Origin of the sequence: Clavibacter nebraskensis NCPPB 2581 (genome assembly GCF_000355695.1) — a bacterium.
Lineage (GTDB): Bacteria > Actinomycetota > Actinomycetes > Actinomycetales > Microbacteriaceae > Clavibacter > Clavibacter nebraskensis.
Map to the genome: position 1 here is coordinate 1,972,519 of NC_020891.1, position 18,322 is coordinate 1,990,840.

The 18,322-nt window shown below is 76.1% G+C and carries 18 protein-coding genes; 10 read left to right on the forward strand and 8 right to left on the reverse strand.

Annotated features, from left to right (window positions below):
• Complete coding sequence (locus CMN_RS09280; RefSeq protein WP_015490556.1) at positions 1 to 1,188, forward strand: ABC transporter ATP-binding protein; 1,188 nt, start codon at positions 1 to 3, stop codon at positions 1,186 to 1,188.
• Positions 1,185 to 2,777, forward strand: coding sequence for an inositol monophosphatase family protein (locus CMN_RS09285; protein WP_015490557.1), 1,593 nt, complete (start codon positions 1,185 to 1,187; stop codon positions 2,775 to 2,777). The genes CMN_RS09280 and CMN_RS09285 overlap by 4 nt, the downstream gene beginning before the upstream one ends.
• On the opposite strand, the gene CMN_RS09290 is transcribed toward CMN_RS09285, so the two are convergent.
• Positions 2,774 to 3,730 (reverse strand): NUDIX domain-containing protein, encoded by a 957-nt coding sequence (locus CMN_RS09290; protein WP_015490558.1) that lies wholly within the window; start codon positions 3,728 to 3,730, stop codon positions 2,774 to 2,776. The two genes, CMN_RS09285 and CMN_RS09290, sit on opposite strands and share 4 nt — an antisense overlap.
• 40 nt (positions 3,731 to 3,770) lie before the next feature.
• Here CMN_RS09290 and CMN_RS09295 point away from each other — a divergent pair, with 40 nt between their 5' ends.
• Positions 3,771 to 4,250: a hypothetical protein gene (locus CMN_RS09295; RefSeq protein WP_015490559.1), complete on the forward strand. Its 480-nt coding sequence runs from the start codon at positions 3,771 to 3,773 to the stop codon at positions 4,248 to 4,250.
• A gap of 40 nt (positions 4,251 to 4,290) precedes the next feature.
• Here CMN_RS09295 and CMN_RS09300 read toward each other — a convergent pair whose 3' ends face one another.
• Complete coding sequence (locus CMN_RS09300; protein WP_041465272.1) at positions 4,291 to 5,298, reverse strand: NADP-dependent oxidoreductase; 1,008 nt, start codon at positions 5,296 to 5,298, stop codon at positions 4,291 to 4,293.
• Positions 5,299 to 5,414: 116 nt separating this feature from the next.
• On the opposite strand from CMN_RS09300, the gene CMN_RS09305 reads away from it, so the two are divergent.
• Positions 5,415 to 6,158, forward strand: a complete 744-nt coding sequence (locus CMN_RS09305) for a Pr6Pr family membrane protein (protein WP_015490561.1) — start codon at positions 5,415 to 5,417, stop codon at positions 6,156 to 6,158.
• Between the two features lie 49 nt (positions 6,159 to 6,207).
• Complete coding sequence (locus tag CMN_RS09310) at positions 6,208 to 6,957, forward strand: hypothetical protein (protein WP_015490562.1); 750 nt, start codon at positions 6,208 to 6,210, stop codon at positions 6,955 to 6,957.
• Here the strand turns inward: CMN_RS09310 and CMN_RS09315 are convergent.
• Positions 6,954 to 8,447 carry a flavin monoamine oxidase family protein gene (locus tag CMN_RS09315; protein WP_015490563.1) on the reverse strand — a complete coding sequence of 498 codons (1,494 nt, stop codon included), beginning with the start codon at positions 8,445 to 8,447 and terminating at the stop codon, positions 6,954 to 6,956. The two genes, CMN_RS09310 and CMN_RS09315, sit on opposite strands and share 4 nt — an antisense overlap.
• Positions 8,448 to 8,490: 43 nt before the next feature.
• Here CMN_RS09315 and CMN_RS09320 point away from each other — a divergent pair, with 43 nt between their 5' ends.
• Positions 8,491 to 8,907, forward strand: coding sequence for an RNA-binding S4 domain-containing protein (locus CMN_RS09320; protein ID WP_015490564.1), 417 nt, complete (start codon positions 8,491 to 8,493; stop codon positions 8,905 to 8,907).
• Here CMN_RS09320 and CMN_RS09325 read toward each other — a convergent pair.
• Positions 8,904 to 9,869 (reverse strand): hypothetical protein, encoded by a 966-nt coding sequence (locus CMN_RS09325; RefSeq protein ID WP_015490565.1) that lies wholly within the window; start codon positions 9,867 to 9,869, stop codon positions 8,904 to 8,906. The genes CMN_RS09320 and CMN_RS09325 overlap by 4 nt on opposite strands.
• A 93-nt stretch (positions 9,870 to 9,962) precedes the next feature.
• Between CMN_RS09325 and CMN_RS09330 the strand changes: the two genes are divergently transcribed.
• The gene (locus CMN_RS09330) at positions 9,963 to 10,397 is read left to right on the forward strand and encodes a hypothetical protein (RefSeq protein ID WP_012038592.1); all 435 of its coding nucleotides are present in this window, start codon (positions 9,963 to 9,965) and stop codon (positions 10,395 to 10,397) included.
• Positions 10,398 to 10,467: 70 nt separating this feature from the next.
• Positions 10,468 to 10,647: a hypothetical protein gene (locus CMN_RS09335; protein WP_015490566.1), complete on the forward strand. Its 180-nt coding sequence runs from the start codon at positions 10,468 to 10,470 to the stop codon at positions 10,645 to 10,647.
• A 29-nt stretch (positions 10,648 to 10,676) separates the two neighbouring features.
• Here CMN_RS09335 and CMN_RS09340 read toward each other — a convergent pair whose 3' ends face one another.
• The 4 genes from CMN_RS09340 to CMN_RS09355 form a co-directional block, all read right to left on the reverse strand.
• The gene (locus CMN_RS09340; RefSeq protein WP_015490567.1) at positions 10,677 to 11,660 is read right to left on the reverse strand and encodes a J domain-containing protein; all 984 of its coding nucleotides are present in this window, start codon (positions 11,658 to 11,660) and stop codon (positions 10,677 to 10,679) included.
• Positions 11,657 to 13,327, reverse strand: coding sequence for a stealth family protein (locus CMN_RS09345; protein WP_015490568.1), 1,671 nt, complete (start codon positions 13,325 to 13,327; stop codon positions 11,657 to 11,659). The genes CMN_RS09340 and CMN_RS09345 overlap by 4 nt, the downstream gene beginning before the upstream one ends.
• Positions 13,328 to 13,444: 117 nt before the next feature.
• Complete coding sequence (locus tag CMN_RS09350) at positions 13,445 to 13,633, reverse strand: hypothetical protein (protein ID WP_015490569.1); 189 nt, start codon at positions 13,631 to 13,633, stop codon at positions 13,445 to 13,447.
• Positions 13,630 to 14,355 (reverse strand): hypothetical protein, encoded by a 726-nt coding sequence (locus CMN_RS09355; protein WP_015490570.1) that lies wholly within the window; start codon positions 14,353 to 14,355, stop codon positions 13,630 to 13,632. Before CMN_RS09355 ends, CMN_RS09350 begins: the two co-directional genes overlap by 4 nt.
• A gap of 175 nt (positions 14,356 to 14,530) precedes the next feature.
• On the opposite strand from CMN_RS09355, the gene CMN_RS09360 reads away from it, so the two are divergent.
• Both CMN_RS09360 and CMN_RS09365 read left to right on the forward strand, forming a co-directional pair.
• Positions 14,531 to 15,442: an FAD binding domain-containing protein gene (locus CMN_RS09360; protein WP_015490571.1), complete on the forward strand. Its 912-nt coding sequence runs from the start codon at positions 14,531 to 14,533 to the stop codon at positions 15,440 to 15,442.
• The gene (locus tag CMN_RS09365; protein ID WP_015490572.1) at positions 15,439 to 18,303 is read left to right on the forward strand and encodes a molybdopterin-dependent oxidoreductase; all 2,865 of its coding nucleotides are present in this window, start codon (positions 15,439 to 15,441) and stop codon (positions 18,301 to 18,303) included. Before CMN_RS09360 ends, CMN_RS09365 begins: the two co-directional genes overlap by 4 nt.
• The last annotated feature ends 19 nt before the right edge of the window (positions 18,304 to 18,322 follow it).

Sequence of the window (18,322 nt, forward strand, 5' to 3'; positions counted from 1 at the left end):
ATGACCGCATCCGCTCCCTCCACCACGACCGTCTCTCCCCCGCGCGCCGACGACGACGGCACCGCGAGCGTCCCGCCGTCGGGCCTCGTCGTCGCGGGCCTCTCCAAGGACCTCGGCGGCCGCACCATCGTCGACGACCTCCACCTCGACGTCGCGCGCGGCGAGCTCGTCGCGCTGCTCGGCCCGTCCGGCTGCGGCAAGACCACGACGCTCCGCATGATCGCGGGCTTCCTCGAGCCCGACCGCGGATCCGTGGTCATCGGCGGCCGCGACGTCACCGCGTCCGGTCCCGACAAGCGGCCGAGCGCGATGGTGTTCCAGAACTACGCGCTCTGGCCGCACCTCACCGTGTTCAAGAACGTCGCCTTCCCGCTCACGCTGCGGAAGCTGCCCAAGGACGAGGTCGCGCGCCGGGTGATGGCGGCCCTCGAGACCGTGAACCTCGCGCACCACGCGCACTCGCGGCCCGTGCACATCTCCGGCGGCGAGCAGCAGCGCGCGGCGCTCGCCCGCGCGATCGTGCAGGAGCCCGACCTGCTGCTCCTCGACGAGCCGCTGTCGAACCTCGACGCGAAGCTGCGCGTGAAGGTGCGCGAGGAGATCCGCGACATCCAGCAGCGGCTGGGGATCACGACCGTGATGGTCACGCACGACCAGGACGAGGCTCTCGCCATCTCCGACCGCGTCGCCGTGATGCACCAGGGCCGCATCGAGCAGGTGTCGGCGCCGACGGAGCTGTACGCCCGGCCGCGGACCCTCGTGGTCGCGTCGTTCATCGGCAGCATGAACCTGCTGCCGGCGCCGCGCCTGCAGGGCACCACGCCCGAGACGCTCACGGCCGGCGCACCCGCGGCCTTCGTCCCGACGTCGGCGGACGCGGACGTCTGGGCCGTGCGCCCCGAGGACGTGGCCTACGCGCCGCGCGACACGCGACCGGAGCCCGACGCGACGTCCGTGGTCATCCGCCGCGTGCTGCCGCACGGCCACTTCCAGGAGCTCGTGCTCGACGCGGGCGGCGTGGAGGTGCGCGCGCTCGTGACCGGGTCCGCGCCGGCGGTCGGCGAGGCCGGCACCGTCACGCTCCGCGAGGTGCGGCACTACCGGGAGGGGATCCTCGTGCCCGACCGGGCCCCCGCCGTCGCCACCGCCCCGACCGACGCCCCCGCCGCGACGGACGACGCGCGATGACGGCCGCGACCGCGCACCGCGGCGACTCCTCCCGGCACCGCGAGAACACGCTCGCCGCCATCCGCTCGGCGGCCGAGGCCGGCGTGCGGACGGTCGAGGTCGACGTCCACGTCACGCGCGACGGCGGGGTCGTGCTCCTCCACGACGACACGCTCGACCGCCTCTGGGGCGTCGACGCGCGGGTCTGTGACCTCGACCTCGCCGACGTGCGGGCGCTCGGCGGCGGCGAGCTGCGGATCCCGCTGCTCGCCGAGGCGCTCGAGCTCCTCGCGGGCACGGACGTCGAGCTCGTGATCGACATGGCATCCGGGGATCCGGCCGCCGCCGCCCACGCGGTCGTCGCCGCAGCTCCGCGCACGCCGCGGGTCGCCTGGTGCGGGCACCTCGACGGCATGCGCACGATCCGCGAGCTCGACCCGGCCGCCGTCATCTGGCTGCCGTGGGCCGACCCGCAGCCGCCCACCGCGGATGACCTCGCGGAGCTCCGGCCCGCGGTCGTCAACCTGCCGCACCTCGTCGTCGGCCGCGCCCTCGTGGAGGCCGTCCACGCGCACGGCGCCCAGGTGGCGGCGTGGACGGTCGACGAGCCCGCGCAGATGGAGTGGCTGGCGTCGATCGGGGTCGACGCGATCACGACCAACCGGCTGGCGACGCTCCTCGACGTGCTCGCGCGCCGGGCGGCGGATCCCGCGGCCGCCGACGCACGGGCGACCGCGCCCGCCGCCGAGCGCACCCGGGCCCGCGCCGCGGCGCGCGACCTCGCCGCGCGCGCGATGCACCACGTCCGGTCGCACGCGGTGGGCGCAGTCACGACGAAGGCGAACCCCGCCGACCACGTGACGGAGATCGACCGGGCCGTCGAGCGCGACGTGCGCGCGGTCGTCGGCGCGCAGTTCCCGCACCACGTGCTCGTCGGCGAGGAGTACGGCGGCGAGGCCGTGCCCGGCCGCCCGTGCTGGTACCTCGACCCGGTCGACGGCACCGCGAACCTCGCCAACGGCGTGCCCTGGACGAGCTTCTCGCTCGCCCTCGTGGTCGACGGCGTTCCCGTCGTGGGCGTCGTGGCGGATCCCTGGCGCGGCACGGTCGTCGAGGCCGCCGCCGGCGAGGGCGCCTGGTCCGCCGGCGCGCGCCTCGACCTGACGGCCGCACCCGGCGGCGTGCACGCGCCCAACGCGGATCCGCTCCGCGGCCGGATGGTGAGCACCGAGCTCGCGGGCCACGCGCCCTGGCCGGGGATGCTCCCGCTGCTCGACGCACTCACCGCGCGGTACTGCACGATGCGGGTGATGGGGTCCGGCACGCTCACGGTCGCGGGCGTCGCGCTCGGGCACGGCGTGGGCGCGGTGGTCGGCTCGTTCGGGCCGGTCGACCACCTCGCGGCGACGCTCATCGTGCGCGAGGCCGGCGGCGTGGTGCTCGACGCGGACGGCGAGGACACGCTGTTCCCGGCGACGGGCGGCGTGCTCGCGGCCCGCGACCGGCCGACCGCCCTGGCCCTGCACGGGCTCTGGCGCGCGGGGATCGTCGAGGCCGCGTCGGTCGCCCTCGCGTCCGGCGCGACGGCCGAACCGGCTCCGGCCGCCTAGCCCGCGTCGCGGTCCGCGCGCGCGTCGAGCAGCGCGCGGACCCGGCCCGGCCCGACGACCCGGGCGCCGAGTGCCTCGACCCGCGCGACGAGCCCGCGGTCCGCCGTGACCACCACGACCTCGCGGCCCTCGTCCCGCGCCGCGCCGACGACGCGCACGATCTCGCCGTCGCCGTCCGCCGCGGCCTCGACCACCGCGACGCCGGGTGCGCGCAGCACGGGCGACGCGGGATCCTCGACGGGCGCCGCCGGCAGCGACGCGTCGCGCGCGTGCCCCTCCACGACGGCCACCACGTCCGGCCACCTGACGTCGCCCGGCAGGCCGAGGTCGGCGGCGGGGAGGCCGTCGCGCGCCAGGGGGTCGAGCTCGGCGAGGAGGCGGGACGTGGATCCGGCGCGGTCGCGCCACCAGCCGTCCGGCCGGGAGCCGAGCAGGTTCGCGGTGTCGACGACCAGCGTCACCTCGCGCGCGAGCTCGCCGCGCAGCATGGGCCAGGCCCGGCCGAACCCCGGGTGCAGCTCGCGGCCGTCGACCTCGTCGACCGGCACCCAGCGCACCTCGATGCTCTCGGCGTCCGCGACGCGCGGCTCGAAGGGCCGGAGGACGCGCGCGCTGACGGTCGTGTAGCTCCAGAAGCCGAGGTCGAGCACGGTCGCGAGCACGGGCCGGATCCCCGCGGGCGGCACCCCCGCCTCCTCGGCGGCCTCGCGCGCGGCGCCGTCGACCGCGGACTCGCCCGCGTGCCGCGCGCCTCCGGGCAGGCCCCACGTGCCGCCGTGATGGCTCCACGCGACGCGGTGCTGGAGGAGGACGCCGCGATCCGGGTCGTGCACGAGCAGGCCGGCCGCGCCGAACGCGCCCCAGAAGCGCTGGCCGTCCGGGCCCTCGACCCACGCGTCTCCGCTGTCGCGATGCGCCCCGCGCGGGGGCTCGGGCGGGCGCTCGGCGGTCATGGACCCACCATCTCACGGGCACCTTCGATAGCGTCGGGGCATGTCGTGCATCAGGTTCACCACCGCCGCGCAGCTCGAGGCCCTGCACCGGACCGCGCCCGCCGTCCTCACCGCGGAGCAGGCTGCCGCGCTGCATCCCGCGCCCGAGGTCACGCCCAGCAAGATCCGCCGGCTGCGCCTGCTCGCCGAGCACCGCGACCCCAAGGTGCGGGAGAGCGTGGCGAGCAGCCTGCACGCGCCGCTCGACGTCCGGCAGGCGCTCGCGCGCGACGCCGACGAGGGCGTCCGCGCGTGCCTCGCCCGCAACCCCCAGGCACCCGCTGCCGTGCTCACGATGCTGGTGGGCGACACCTCCGAGCGCGTGCGCTCCTGGCTCGCCGTCAACGACGCGACGCCCCGCGCCGCCGTCGCGATGCTCGAGTGCGACGAGTCCCCCGCGGTGCGCGACCTGCTGCGGTGGCGCGAGGCGCACATCGAGACCCCGGACGAGCCGGAGCCCGCCGAGGTCGTCGCGGGCTGACCGCCGCGGGCGTCACCCGCCGCGCATCACGCGCGACGCGTCAGGCACGCCCCTCCGCCACGTCGCGCGCCTTCGCCGTGCTGCGCCGGTCGCCCGGGTAGTGCACGGGCCGCATGCCGAGCACGATCTTGCCGCGGGCGTGCCGGCGCTCCAGGTCGTCGAACGCGTCCCGCACCTCCGCCAGCGGGTAGAAGCCGGAGACGAGCACGTCGACCTCGCGCTTGGCCGCGAGGTCCGCCACCGTCGCGAGCGTGCGGGAGCGGTGGACGTCGTCCTCCTCCACGGGTGGCAGGACGGCCTCGAGCTCGAGCTCGCGGCGGTCGTCGCTCGAGCTGAAGCGCTTCCCCGCCACGCCCAGCTCCTCGGCCACGTGCTCGCCGCCGCCGAAGTTGTCGACGAAGCCCTGCACGCCGTTCGGGGCCGCCGCGCGGATCCGGTCGGCGAGTCCGTCGCCGTAGACGACCGGGGTGACGCCGATCTGGCGCAGGTAGTCGAAGTTCCGCTCGCCGCACGTGCCGATGACGCGGGCGCCGCGCCGCATGGCGAGCTGCGCCTCGATGCTGCCGACACCGCCCGCCGCGGCGGTGACGACGAGCGTGTCGCCCTCGCCGACCGTGACGGCGTGCAGCACGTCGTGCGCGACGAGGCCCGCGAGGAAGAGGCCGCCCGCGACCTCCCACGGGAGCTGCGCGGGCTTCAGGACGACGTTGCCCGCGGGCACGACCACATGCGTCGCGTGCGCGGCCATGACGGTGTGGCCGAGGACGTCCTGGCCCTTCCGGAAGCGGGTGACGCCCTCGCCGACCGCGGCGATGCACCCGGCGAAGTCGCTGCCCTGGCCGTTGGGGAAGGACGTCGGCACCTCGTCGGGGAAGCGGCCCTGCCGGATGTACGCCTCGATGTGGTTGATGCCCGCCGCGAAGACCTCGACGAGGACCTCGCCGGGGCCGGGCGACGGACGCGGGACGTCGACGACCTCGAGGACGTCGACGCCGCCGAAGGAGCCGAACTGCACCTGCTGGCTGGTGGATCGCGATGAAGGGCTCATGCGCGTCATCCTGCCGCTCCCGCCCGCGACGCGCGAGGGCACGGAGCCGATCGTGAGACCTCGTTCGTACACTGGATGCGGCTGGCCTGCCCGGTGCCGGCCGCGATCGGAGTCACGTGCAGAGGATCCTCGGTGGCGTGCGCCTGGTCGCCGCGATCGTCGTGGTCGTCGCGCTCGTCGCCGACTTCGACTATGTGCAGGGCTTCACGACCTTCGCGGCCGAGAACTGGTTCAGCTACTTCACGACGCAGAGCGGCATGGCGGGCGTCGTCGTGCTCGCGGCGTCCGGCCTGCACGCGCTGCGGGGCCGCGTCGAGCTGCCGCTGATGGCCGCCGTGCGCGCCGTGGTGCTCAGCTACGTCGTGGTGTCCGGCGTGGTCTTCGGCCTCATCGTGCTGGAGTCGAGCTCGCAGGCCTACTACGTCGAGGTGCCGTGGTCGAGCCGGCTGCTGCACTTCGTGATCCCCGCCTACGCGCTCCTCGACTGGACCCTCGCGCCCGGACGCCCGCGCGTCACGTGGAAGGCGGTCGGCTGGGCGATGCTCTTCCCAGTCGCCTGGTGCGCGTTCACGGAGGTCCGCGGCCCGCGCGTGGGCTGGTACCCGTACTTCTTCCTGGATCCCGCGCAGGTCGGCGTCCCGTTCGAGATCGCCGCGTGGCTGGCGCTCGTGGCAGGGGTGCTGGCGGGGGTGTCCGCGTCCGTCGTGGCGCTCAGCCGCGTGCGGCCGGCGGAGGCCGCGCCTCGGGACGGCGCCCGCTCGGGCGGCGAGGAACAGGACCGGGAGGCCGTCGCGCCCGCCCCCGAGTCGAGGCCCGCGTCCCCGTCGACGTCGCGTGAGACGGCGGCCGCCGAGCGCTGAGCGTCCGGTGCACCCCGATGGGCGGATCCGCCCGTGCGAGCCTGGGGGCATGACCGCTCCCGACGACCCCCTGACCCCGGACGACGACCGCCCCGCCCTCGAGCTGCGGTGGCCGAGCGTGATGACCGATGGCGGCGATCCCGAGGCCCCCGTCGTCGACGTCGTGAACGTCGGCACCGAGCGATGGATCCCGCGAGAGGGCGACGCCCTCCTGGCGTTCGGCGCGTTCACGGAGCCCGGCGCGCCCGCGCCCGGGATCCCCTTCGCCTTCGCCGGCGGGCCGCGCGGAGCGGTGGCGCTGGATCCCGGCGACAGCACGCGCGTGCCCGTCGCCATCGCGGCCGGCGACTGGACCGGGCTGCGACCCGGCCCGCACGACCTCCACGCCGCGCTCGTCGGCCGGCACGCGCACCGAGCCGGCCCCCTCCGCGTGACCGTCACGGCCGAGGCGATCGCGCGCCGCCGACCGGTCGACGGGTCGGGACGGCCTCCGACGGACTCCGACATCCGCCGGTCGTACGACGCGCGCATCGCCTGGCTCCGGATGCGCGTCGCCGCCGCCGACGCGCTCGGGCCCCTCGTCGCCGAGCTCGCCGGGGTCGCGTCCCGGGCCGAGGCCGGGGAACGGATCCGCGGGCTGCTCGAGGTCGACGAGGAGCACGCCGAGCTGCTGCTGCACGCGCAGCTGCTGGATCTCCTGCCGTACTCGGCGGAGGCGACCCGCCGAGAGGTCGACGAGGCCGTGCTGCGGCGGGACGCGCTCGGGCCGGAGCCCGCGGAGGACCCGGGTCCGTCCTAGGGCGTCGGGGTCGCGCTCGGGCCCGGATCCGGGGTGGCCGTCCCCTCCGCCAGGAGCGACGGATCCGCGAACGGCGCGAGCGTGCGGAGCGCCGCCGACCGCAGCGCCTGGTCGTCCATGGCCGCCACCCGCTCGGCCGCCGCCGCGCCCACCTCGGCCATGAGCACGGGCTCGCCCGAGATCGGCATGAGGTTGTACCAGCGCGTGAAGCTGCCGCCGGCGTCGTAGGAGGTCCAGACCGTCGCGGTCGTGGACCAGAACGGCTCCTCGAAGCGCAGCCAGATCCGGTCGGCGCGGCCGGGCCCGAGCGCGCGGATGGCGACGTCGTGCGAGGACGGCAGCGCCGGGTCGAACGCGATCGCGCCCTCCTGCAGCACGCCGAGCGGCACGGTCACGACCACGCGGTCGACCGACAGCGACTCGCCGGACCCGAGCCGCAGCCCCACCCGGCCGTTGCCGTACGCGATGCGGGTGACGGTGGACTCCCGCAGCACGTCGATGTCCTGGTCCCGGAGGAGGTGCTGCACGAGGCCCGCGAAGCCGCCCGTGACGGCGACGTTGCCGACGGGCGCCGGCTCGTCGAGGCCGTGGGCGCCGGAGAGCTCGTCGGGCGCGGCGCCGTGGGCGATCGCGACGTCGGTGGCGAGGAGCGCGGCGAGGCGGGCGGCGGGCGAGGCGGCGCCGCCCTCGGTGGAGAGCGCGTCGCCGCCGGTCTCGCGCAGGGCCGCGGCGAGGCTCACGGCGCCGGGCTGCGCGCGGGCCCGGGCCTGCGCGGCGGCGAGGGCGTCGGATCCGGCGGTCGAGGGATCCAGCACCGCGCCGTCGGGTCCGCGGCTCTCGGCGACGAGCGCGAGGCCGTAGCGCGCGACGCCGGCGGCCTCGAGCGCGTCGCGCAGCAGGTCGTCGTGGTCGGCGGCGATCCAGAGGGCGCCGAGCTCCGCGGGGTGCGGCCAGCCGGTGCCGCCGGCCGCGCGGATCCGGCCGCCGAGGTCCGCGCGAGCCTCCATGAGCACCACGTCGTGCCCGGCGTCGCGGAGGGCGCGGGCGGCCGCCGTGCCCGCGATGCCGGCGCCGACCACCGCGACGCGCTCGGATCCGGCGCCCGCGCGATCCACCTCGCCGGCCGCGCGGATCCCCGAGGCGTAGGCGCCCGCGACCGTGCCGGGGCGGTCGGCGCTGGTGTGCTCCCCGGCGAAGAACACGCGGTCCTCGAGCGGGCGGGCGAGCGCCTCGCGGTCGGCGGTCATGGCGCCGGGGCGGAGGAAGCTGCCGGATCCGCGCGCGAACGGGTCGCCCGCCCAGTCGGAGCGCGCGAAGGCGACGGGTTCCGGGAGGCCGGCCGCGCCCACGGTGGGCGTGGGGGTCGGGGTCGGCGAGGGGCTGGCCGTGGGGGTCGCGGGTGTCGGCGTCGTCCGGGTGCACGCCGCGAGCCCGAGGAGCGACAACCCCGACACGGACGCGGTGAGGAGGGTGCGGCGGGAGATCGACATGCTCGGGCCAGCGTACCGGGGAGCCGTCGCCTAGGGTCGGAGCATGCCGTCCGACGCCCCGCCTCCCGCTGGCGCCGTGCAGTCCGCCGTCCGGGTCGACAGCTGGCTCTGGGCCGTCCGCGTGTACAAGACCCGATCCCAGGCCACCGCCGCCTGCCGGGCCGGGCACGTGAAGGTCGGCGACGAGCGCGCGAAGGCGTCGCAGTCGGTGCGGCCCGGCGACGAGGTGCGCGTGCGCGTGGCGGGCGCCGAGCGGATCCTCGTGGTGCGCCGCACGCTCGTGAAGCGCGTCGGGCCCACGATCGCCGCAGAGGCGATGACCGACCTCACTCCCCCGCCGCCCCCGCGCGACGCCGTGCCCGCGACGGTCGTGCGCGACCGCGGCGCTGGGCGCCCGACGAAGCGCGACCGACGCGAGATCGAGCGGCTGCGCGACCCGGACGGCGTCCGCGGGCGCTAGAGCCCGGCGACGGCCGCGCGGCGGGCGTGCGCGAGCTCGGCGAGGATCCGCGCCCGCAGCGCGTTCGAGCGCTCGGCGAACGCGCGCTGCTCGGCCGCGTAGCGCGCCTTGCCCGCGGGCTCCTCGATGCGCACGGCCTCGAGGCCGAGGCCGGACACGTCGTACGGGCTCGCGCGCATGTCGAGCGAGCGGATGTCGCGGGCGAGCTCGAACGCGTCGAGCAGCGTCTCGCCGGCGACGAGCGGGCCGAGCTTGGTGGCCCACTTGTAGACGTCCATGCCCGCGTGCAGGCAGCCGGGCTGCTCGAGGTCCGGCTGCGTCTCGCGCGTGGGGGCGAGCGCGTTCCGCGGCACGGCCTCGGGCGTGAAGAAGCGGAACGCGTCGATGTGGGTGCACGCCAGCTTGTGCGTCTCGACGACCTCGTCGGTGGCGGCGGATCCGAGGCGCAGCGGCAGTCGCTCGTGCCGCTGCTCGCCGGGCCCGACCCGGTAGACCATCGCCCACTCGTGCAGGCCGAAGCAGGAGAAGCGGCCGGGGCGCGCTGCGGTGCGGGAGAGGATCCGCTCGACGAAGGACGCGGTGGATCCGCGCGCCTCGAGGTACGCGGACGCGTCAACCCGCACGCCGCCGGCGGCGGCGTCGCCCGTCGGGACGTACCAGCGCCAGCCGGCCCGCTCCTCGTCGGCCGCGCCCGCGAGCAAGACGCCCGCGCCGGGGTGCCACCGCCGGAGCAGCGACGGCTTGTGCGGGTAGTAGGTGAAGAGGAAGTCGTCGACCTCGTGCGTGCGGCCGGCGAGGCGGCGCGCGCGGAAGCCCGCGGAGAACGCGTCGGCGCGGTCGGCGTGGCGGGCGGCGCGGTCGCGCCAGGCCGCGGGATCCAGGACCGCGGGCAGGCCGCGCTCCTCCCCGCCGGTCCCCGCGGTCGACGGCGGGGAGGGCGCGAGGCGGGCGGCGGGGGGCACCCGTCGAGGCTACCCGCGCGACGGGCCGCCGATCCGCCCGGGGACGCGGGATCCGGGGCCCGCCGGACGCTCCGCCCCGGATAGCATGAGCGCATGGATGACGACTCCCTTCTCACGCCTCCCGGCGTCGCCGGCTACACGATCACCGAGATCGTGGAGAGCGAGTCGGGCGGCGAGCCCCTCTTCATCTCCGCGATCCACCTCGACGGCGAGCACGTCGCCAACTGGATCTCCACCGACCTCGACGAGGACGACGGCATCGTCGCCGACCTCGACCACGCGTTCGGCGGCCCGGCCACCGACCGCATGTTCCGCCAGGCCGCGGCGATCTTCCCGGACGCCGTGCTGTCCGAGATCCTCCCCGAGCTCGTCAGCTTCCTCTGGGTCGTGGCCGACGTCGCGGGCGTCGCCGACGACCAGGACCTCGACTTCGAGGCCGCCATCCGCGTCGTCGCCGCCGAGGGCGACCTCGACGCGCAGGACCGCGACCTCCTCGGCCGCCTCGAGAGCCTGAAGCGCATCGACTGACCCTCGAACGCCGCACGACCGGAGCCCCGCCCGCCCTGACGCGCGCGGGGCTCCGGCGTACGGTCGAGAGATGGGCGACTCCGACGCGAGCGTCGGCGGCACGGTCCCCGACGGCGAGAGCATCCAGCACGTCGACGACGACGAGGCGCCCGGCGACGGCGGCCTGTCCAGCGGCGGCGACTCGGTGGGCTCGGACGAGGACGCGGCCGACACGGGCGCGGGCGCCGCGCCCACGGACCTGCCCGCCTGATCCACCCGCACCGCACGCGCGGGTCGGCCTCAGTCCGAGGCGGGCCCGAGCAGCGTCAGACGTTCGCGGACGAGCGCGCGCACGGCGTAGGGATCCGCGACGCTGAGCCGGCCCTCCTCCGAGACGCCGTCGCGCAGCACGAGCGGCAGGACGGATCGACGGACGACGAGCGCGCCGCGGTTGCGCCCGCGCTCCACCCGTTCGACCGGCTGCGCGAGCGCGTCGTCCGGTACGACGACCACCGCGGCCGCGAAGCGCACGCCGGCCGAGGCCGCGAGGGCGCGCGCGGCGCCCACCAGCCACGTGACGGGGGCGTCGCCCGGGGCGAGGGCGCCGTCGGGATCCGGCGCGACCGGCTGCAGCTCGCCGCGCACCAGCTGGACGTCCGTGCCCCAGTCCTCGGAGCTGAGCGCGAAGAGGCCCGCCGGCGCGAGCACGACGTGGTCGACCTTGCCGGCGCCGTCGAGCGGCCGGACGTCGTGGAAGATCGTCGCGCCCATGCCGAGCGACGCGGCGGCGCGCGCGGTCGCCTCCTCGGCGAGGGCCTTGGCGAGGAGCCAGCGGACGTCGCGCGGGGCGCGGCGCACCAGCTCGGGCGACCAGGGATCCACGCCGAGGTCGGCGGCCGGCGCCGCGCCCTGCCAGGCGGCCACGCGGTCGAGGTAGTGGGCGCGGGCGAGCGCACCCGCGACGCCGTGGACGACAGCGCCGAGGCGGGTGCCGGATCCGGGCGCGGGCGCGTACCCGGCGTCGTCGGGGCCGAGCGGGTCGTCGTCGTCCGCGGCCGCCGGACGGCCCTGGCCGCGGTCGTAGGCGGCGCGGTCGGCGGGATCCCCGACGAGCTCCCACGCGCGCTGCACCGCGTGGAACAGGTGCGCCTCCCCGCCCGTGTCCGGGTGGGTGGCGCGGACGAGGCGGCGGTACGCGGCGCGCAGGGTCGCGGTGTCGGCCGTGGGATCCACGCCGAGCACCTCGTACGGCGTGCGGTCGGCGGGGCTCCCCGCGCGGCTCACTCGGCGGGAGCGGCGGGCGCCTCGGCGACGGGGGCGGCCTGGTCGGCGACCTCCGCCTCCCACGGCGCCGGGATGCCGTAGTACCGCTCGAGGAAGTCCTGCACGCGCGCCTGGCGCTCGTCGGCCGGCACCTCCGGGAAGGAGCCGTCGTTGAGGCAGAAGAAGTCCTGCGAGCGGCGCTTGAGGAGGCCGGGGAGCATGTCGAGGCCGGCGCGCGACGTGGTGTCGACGTAGGCGACCTTGGCGTTCTCCTGCTGCACCGCGCGCGCGGTCATCTGCGCGTAGTAGTGGTACAGCGAGTTCGTGACCGAGATGTCGGTGCTCGAGCGGAAGCGGCTGAGCTGCGTGCGGTGGAAGTCCTCCGCGAACTCCCGCTCGAGCTCCAGCAGGACGCTCTTGCGCAGCGGCGTAGCCGCGTGCTCGAGGTGGCGCGTGATGAGGCGGCCGAAGCGCTCCATGAGCAGGCGCCGGTTGACGCGCGCCGAGTTCTCGAAGCCGCTGCGGTCGGAGTCGTTGTCGCCGAGGCCGATGCGGGTGGCCGCCTCGATGAACTTCGTGATCCCGCCGGGCGAGAAGAACATGCCGGGCTGCACCGGGCGGCCGAAGAACATATCGTCGTTCGAGTAGAGGAAGTGCTCGCTGAGGCCCGGGATGTGCTGGAGCTGCGACTCGACGGCCTGCGAGTTGTGCGTGGGGAGCGCGGCGGGATCCGTGAAGAACTCCTCGCTGCGCACGAACGTGACGGCGGGGTGGTCGGTCAGCCACGACGGCTTCGGGGAGTCGGTGACGATGAAGATCCGGCGCACCCACGGCGCGAACAGGTACACCGAGCGGAGCGCGTACTTGAGCTCGTCGATCTGGCGGAAGCGGGCCTCGGAGTCGTCGCCCTCGCCGACCACGACGTCCTTCATGCGCTCGGCGCGGCGCTTCTGGAACTCGGGGTCGTTGCCGTCGACCCAGGAGAAGACCATGTCGATGTCGAACGTGATGTCGGACGCCTGCGCGTCGAACATCCCGCGGAGCGTCTTCCACTCGTGGCCGTACATCTCGACCGTGGCGGGGACGACCTCGGCGGCGGGCAGGATCTCGCGCGTGAGGGAGTTCTCGACCGGCCAGACGATGGTCTCGCCCTCGAAGCGGAAGAACTGCAGCTCGACCGCGGTGGAGGCGCCGTACGCCAGGAGGCCCACCGGCTCGATGCGCGGGCGGTAGAGGCGGAAGATGCCGGCGTCGGGGTTGTCGGTGAGGCGGCCGTCGGCCACGAGCAGCGGCGGGCGGCGGCGGCCGTCGACGGTCTTGGCGTAGAGCGGCTCGTCGGCGCACGCGGCGACGAGGGCGCGGACGACGGTGTCGCGGTTCTGCACGTCGATGGCGATGACCGGGCGCTCGTCGTTGCCGCGGATCAGCCAGAAGTCGATGCCGGTCGCGAGCAGCGCGTCCCGGATGAAGAGCAGGTCGGTCACGAGCGCCTGGTGCGGCGTGAGCGTGCGGTTGACGAGGGTCGCGAGGCCCTTGCGGACGACGACGTCGGGGCGGTGGTGCGTGGTGGGCCACGTGGCGGGCGCGGGGGCGACCGCGTCGTCCTGGCGGGAGTACTCCTCCTCGCTGGTGGCGGGATCGACCGTCGGCTCGAGCGCTACGTTGAACTGCCGTGCGCTGCCCGCCATGGATCATCCCCTTGGTGCTTCTCGTGTGCCTGATGCGTCCGCCGGACCCGATGGGTGGCGACTCGCCATCCTACCGAGCCGGGGCCCGCGCCCCCGGCGGGGGGGGCGGTCAGCGGATCACGGGCGATCGGCCGGGACGAGCGCCGGGCGCACGGTGCCCGCCGCGTCGCGCCCGAGCCGCGCGTGCAGGAGGACGACGAGGCCCACGGCGACGAGGCCCTCCATCAGCGCGCCCTGCACGAGCAGCAGCACGGCGGCGGCGCGGAGCTCGCGGCGCGCGCGGCGGGGTGCGGCCGTCGTCGTCATCCCTCCACCGCCGCCGCGGGGAGGGCGTCGACCTCCCAGACCACCGGGGCCTCGAGGTACGGGTGGGTCGCGGGATCCGGCACCTGGATGATCGTGCGCGGGACGTCGTGCCAGCGCAGCTCCGCGAGCTCCTGGCCGGTGGGCACCGCGTACACGACGCACTGCATCCGCTCGTCGACGTCGTGGCCCTCCTCGAGGCGGAGGTCCGGGACCTCGTAGGGGCACTCGGCGTCGTCGGAGATGCCGCCGAGCTGGCGCTGGATGATGTCCACCTCCGTGCCGTCGGCGAGGAACGGGCGGAGGACCGGGCCGTTCTGCGGGCCGGCCTGGCCCTGGAGCCACCGGGTCTGGACGAAGGCGAAGTAGGGGGTGCGGTCGGCGAACCGCGCGCCGTCCTCGTAGCCGGACCAGTACGTGGGCTGACCCTCGGCGACGCCCAGCAGGGTCGTCGCGACCACGTCGTCCGTCGCGCCGGTCTCGTCCACGCTCGGCAGGGCGACCACCTCGCCGAGGGCGACGCGCTGGCCGGGGGACGCCGGGGGCGCGGCGGCGGGGTCGATCGTCACGGCGTCGAACGGCGGGGCGGGCGGGCCGTCGGGGCCGACGGAGCAGCCCGCCAGGAGCAGGGACGCGGCGAGCGCGGATCCGGTCGCGGCGAGCGCCGCGCGGCCGCGGGATCGACGTCGGGGACGGGCGATGCGGACGGTGGTGCGGATGCTCATGGTCTCCCCGGGGCTCCCTCGGAGCCTGGCAGCAGGGCCCGGACCACGGCAACTCGGGGGCGCGCCGGCGGGGGCGCGGGCCGGTGGATGCGAGGATCGCTGTCACACGCCCCGCCCGGCCGCGCTCCCCCGACGGATCCGCGGCCGTCTACCGGGACGCCCGCAGAGGAGGCCCATGGACCAGCCGACCGTCCGCTCCGTCGTGCCCGCCCGGACGCGCGACGACCTCGCCGCGCTCGGGCCGACCGTGGCGGCGCTCGCGGGCGGATCCGGCATCTTCGCGGAGCCGCACCCGCACCTCACGGCGCTCGTCGACCTGCAGGCGCTCGGCTGGGAGTCGCTCGTGGTCACGGACGACGGGCTGGAGATCGCCGCGACGTGCACGATCGCCGAGGTCGCCGGGATCGCCCCGCGGGACGGCTGGGCGGCGCACCCCCTCTTCCTCCAGGCGTGCACGGCGCTGTTCGGGTCGACGAAGATCTGGCGGGTCGCGACGGTCGGCGGCAACATCTGCTCGGCGCTGCCCGCGGGGCCGATGACGGCGCTCGCGTCCGCGCTCGACGCGGAGGCGCTCATCTGGCGGGCGGCCGCCGACGACGCCCCCGCCTCCGACGAGCGGATGCCCGTGGCCGAGCTCGTGACCGGAGACCGGACGACCGCGCTCCGACCCGGCGACGTGCTGCGGTCGATCCACGTGCCGACGTCGTCGCTGCGCGCGCGGACGGCGTTCCGCAAGATCGCGCTGTCGCCCATCGGCCGGTCCGGGTCCGTGGTGATCGGCCGGCTCGACGAGGGCGATGCCTTCGCGCTCTCCGTGACCGGCGCGACCCTCCGGCCCGAGCGGCTGCGCTACCCCGCGCTCCCCCCGGCCGACGCGCTCGCGGACGACGTGCGGGCGATCGGATCCTGGTTCACGGACGCGCACGGGGCCGCCGACTGGCGCCGTGCCGTGAGCGCGCTGCTCGCGGAGGAGATCCGCGCGGAGCTGGCGGGCGACGCGGCGGGTGCCGGCGATGGACCGGCATCCGGCGAGCGCGGCAGCCCGCCCGGCGCCGCCACCACGACGACGGCAGGAGCACGCCCGTGAGCATGACCGTGGACGGCCGCGAGATCCCCGGAGAGCCCGCCCCCGGGCAGAGCCTCCGCACGTGGCTGCGCGCGCACGAGGTCTTCAGCGTGAAGAAGGGCTGCGACTCGGGCGACTGCGGCGCGTGCTCCGTGCTCCTCGACGGCGAGGCCGTGCACTCGTGCATCCTGCCGGCGTTCCGGGCGGCCGGGCGCGAGATCACGACGGCGGCCGGCCTCGGGACCCCGGGCGACCTGCATCCGGTGCAGGAGCGCTTCGTGGAGGCGGCCGGGTTCCAGTGCGGGTTCTGCACGCCCGGCATGGTCGTCACCGCGGCGTCGCTCGCCGACGACGACCTCGACGACCTGCCGCGCCTGATGAAGAGCAGCCTCTGCCGGTGCACGGGGTACCGGGCGATCGACGAGGCGATCCGCGGCGAGCACGGCGGCGCGGATCACGCGCACGGCGCCGGCTGCGGCGGGGCGCGACCCGAGGGGCTGGGGCCGGTGCGGGCGACGGGATCCGCGTCCGCGGACGACGGCACCCGCGCCGCGGAACGCGCCCAGACCGGCCGCGTCGGCACCTCGCTGCACGCGCCCGCGAGCGAGCGCGTCGTCAGTGGCCTCGAGCCGTACACGCTCGACGTGGCGATCCCCGGCCTCCTGCACGCGAGCCTGGTGCGCAGCCCGCACCCGCACGCGCGCATCCGCTCCATCGACACCACGGAGGCGCTCGCACTGCCGGGCGTGCACGCCGTGCTCACCCACCACGACTCCCCCGCGACGCTCTACTCGTCCGCCCGGCACGAGGACCGCTTCGACGATCCCGACGACAGCCGCGTGTTCGACGACGTGGTGCGGTTCCGCGGGCAGCGCGTGGCCGCGGTGATCGCCGACGACGTCGGGATCGCGGAGGCCGCCGTGCGCTTGGTGCGGGTCGACTACGAGGTAGTCCCCGCCGTCTTCGACCCCGAGGAGGCCCGGCGGCCGGGCGCTCCCCTGGTGCACGGCGACAAGGATCCAGCCGTCTCCCGCCTCGCCGACCCGCAGCGCAACATCGTGGCGGAGATGCACGGCGAGCACGGCGACGTGGCGGCCGGCCTCGCCCGGGCCGACGCGGTCGTCTCGGGCACGTGGTCCACGCACCGGGTCGCGCACACGCACCTCGAGACGCACGCGACCGTCGGCTGGATGGAGGAGGGGCGCCTCGTCCTCCGCACCAGCTCGCAGGTGCCGTTCCTCGTGCAGCGCGAGATCTGCCGGCTGTTCGAGCTCGAGCCGGAGGAGGTGCGCGTCTTCACGGCGCGCGTGGGCGGCGGGTTCGGGGGCAAGCAGGAGATCCTCACCGAGGACGTCGTCACGCTCGCCGTGCTCGCGACCGGCCGCCCGGTGCAGCTGGAGTTCACGCGGTCGGACGAGTTCACGCTCTCGCCCGCGCGGCACCCGATGCGCGTGGGCGTCACGGTCGGCGCGACCGCCGACGGCGTGCTCACGGCGCTCGCGGTCGACGTGCTCAGCGACACGGGCGCGTACGGCAACCACGGCCCCGGCGTCATGTTCCACGGCTGCAACGAGTCGGTCGCCCTCTACCGCTCGCCCGCCAAGCGGGTGGACGCGCAGAGCGTATACACGAACAACCTCCCGTCGGGCGCCTTCCGCGGCTACGGCCTCGGGCAGGTGATCTTCGCGATCGAGTCCGCGCTCGACGAGCTGGCGCGGGAGCTCGGCATCTCGGGCTTCGAGATCCGGCGGCGGAACGCGGTGGTGCCGGGCGACCCGCTGATCATCACGCACGCGGAGGGCCCCGACCTCGGCTTCGGCGGCAGCTACGGCCTCGACCAGTGCCTCGACCTCGCCGAGCAGGCGCTCCGCGACGGCGGCGGGGACCAGGTGCCCGCCGGCGACCGCTGGCTCGTCGGCGAGGGCATGGCCGCCGCGATGATCGCCACCATGCCGCCGCGCGGGCACTTCGCCGACGTGACCGTCGCGATGTCCGCTGACGGCGTCGTGACGGTGTCGGTCGGCACGGCCGAGTTCGGGAACGGCACCACCACGGTGCACGCGCAGCTCGCCGCGACCGCGCTCGGGACGCGGCCCGACCGGATCCGCATCCGCCAGTCCGACACGGACGTCACGCGCTACGACACGGGCGCGTTCGGATCCGCGGGGACGGTCGTCGCGGGCAAGGCCGTGCACGTCGCGGCGACGGCGCTCGCCGACCTGCTGCGGGAGGCGGCCGCCGCGCGGACGGGGGTCGCCGCGGACGCGTTCGCGCTGACTCCGGACGCGCTCACGACTCCCGACGGGATCAGCGTGCCGATCGCCGAGCTGGTCGGGCCGGACGGCCTCTCGGCGACGGCGCACGAGGACGGAGCGCTGCGCTCCCTCGCCTTCAACGTGCACGCGTTCCGGGTGGCGGTGGATCCCGCGACGGGCGAGATCCGCATCCTCCGCTCCGTGCAGGCCGTCGACGCCGGCACCGTGCTCAACCCCGCGCAGCTCCGCGGCCAGGTCGAGGGCGGCACGGGACAGGCGCTCGGCACGGCGATGTACGAGGAAGTGGTGCACGACGGGGAGGGCCGGATCCTCACGGACGTGCTGCGGAACTACCACATCCCCCAGCTCGCCGACCTGCCGGTGACCGAGGTGCTGTTCGCCGACACGCACGACGCCAACGGGCCGCTGGGCGCGAAGTCGATGAGCGAGGCGCCCTACAACCCGGTCGCGCCCGCGCTCGCGAACGCCGTGCGCGACGCCATCGGGACCCGGCCGCACGACCTGCCGATGTCGCGCGACCGCGTGTGGCGGCTCCTGCACGGCGGCGGCCCGCAGCCGCGGTTCGACAGCCCGACCACGCTCGGGGAGCGCGGGACGCGGGAGTAGCGGGCGCGGCGCGGCTGCT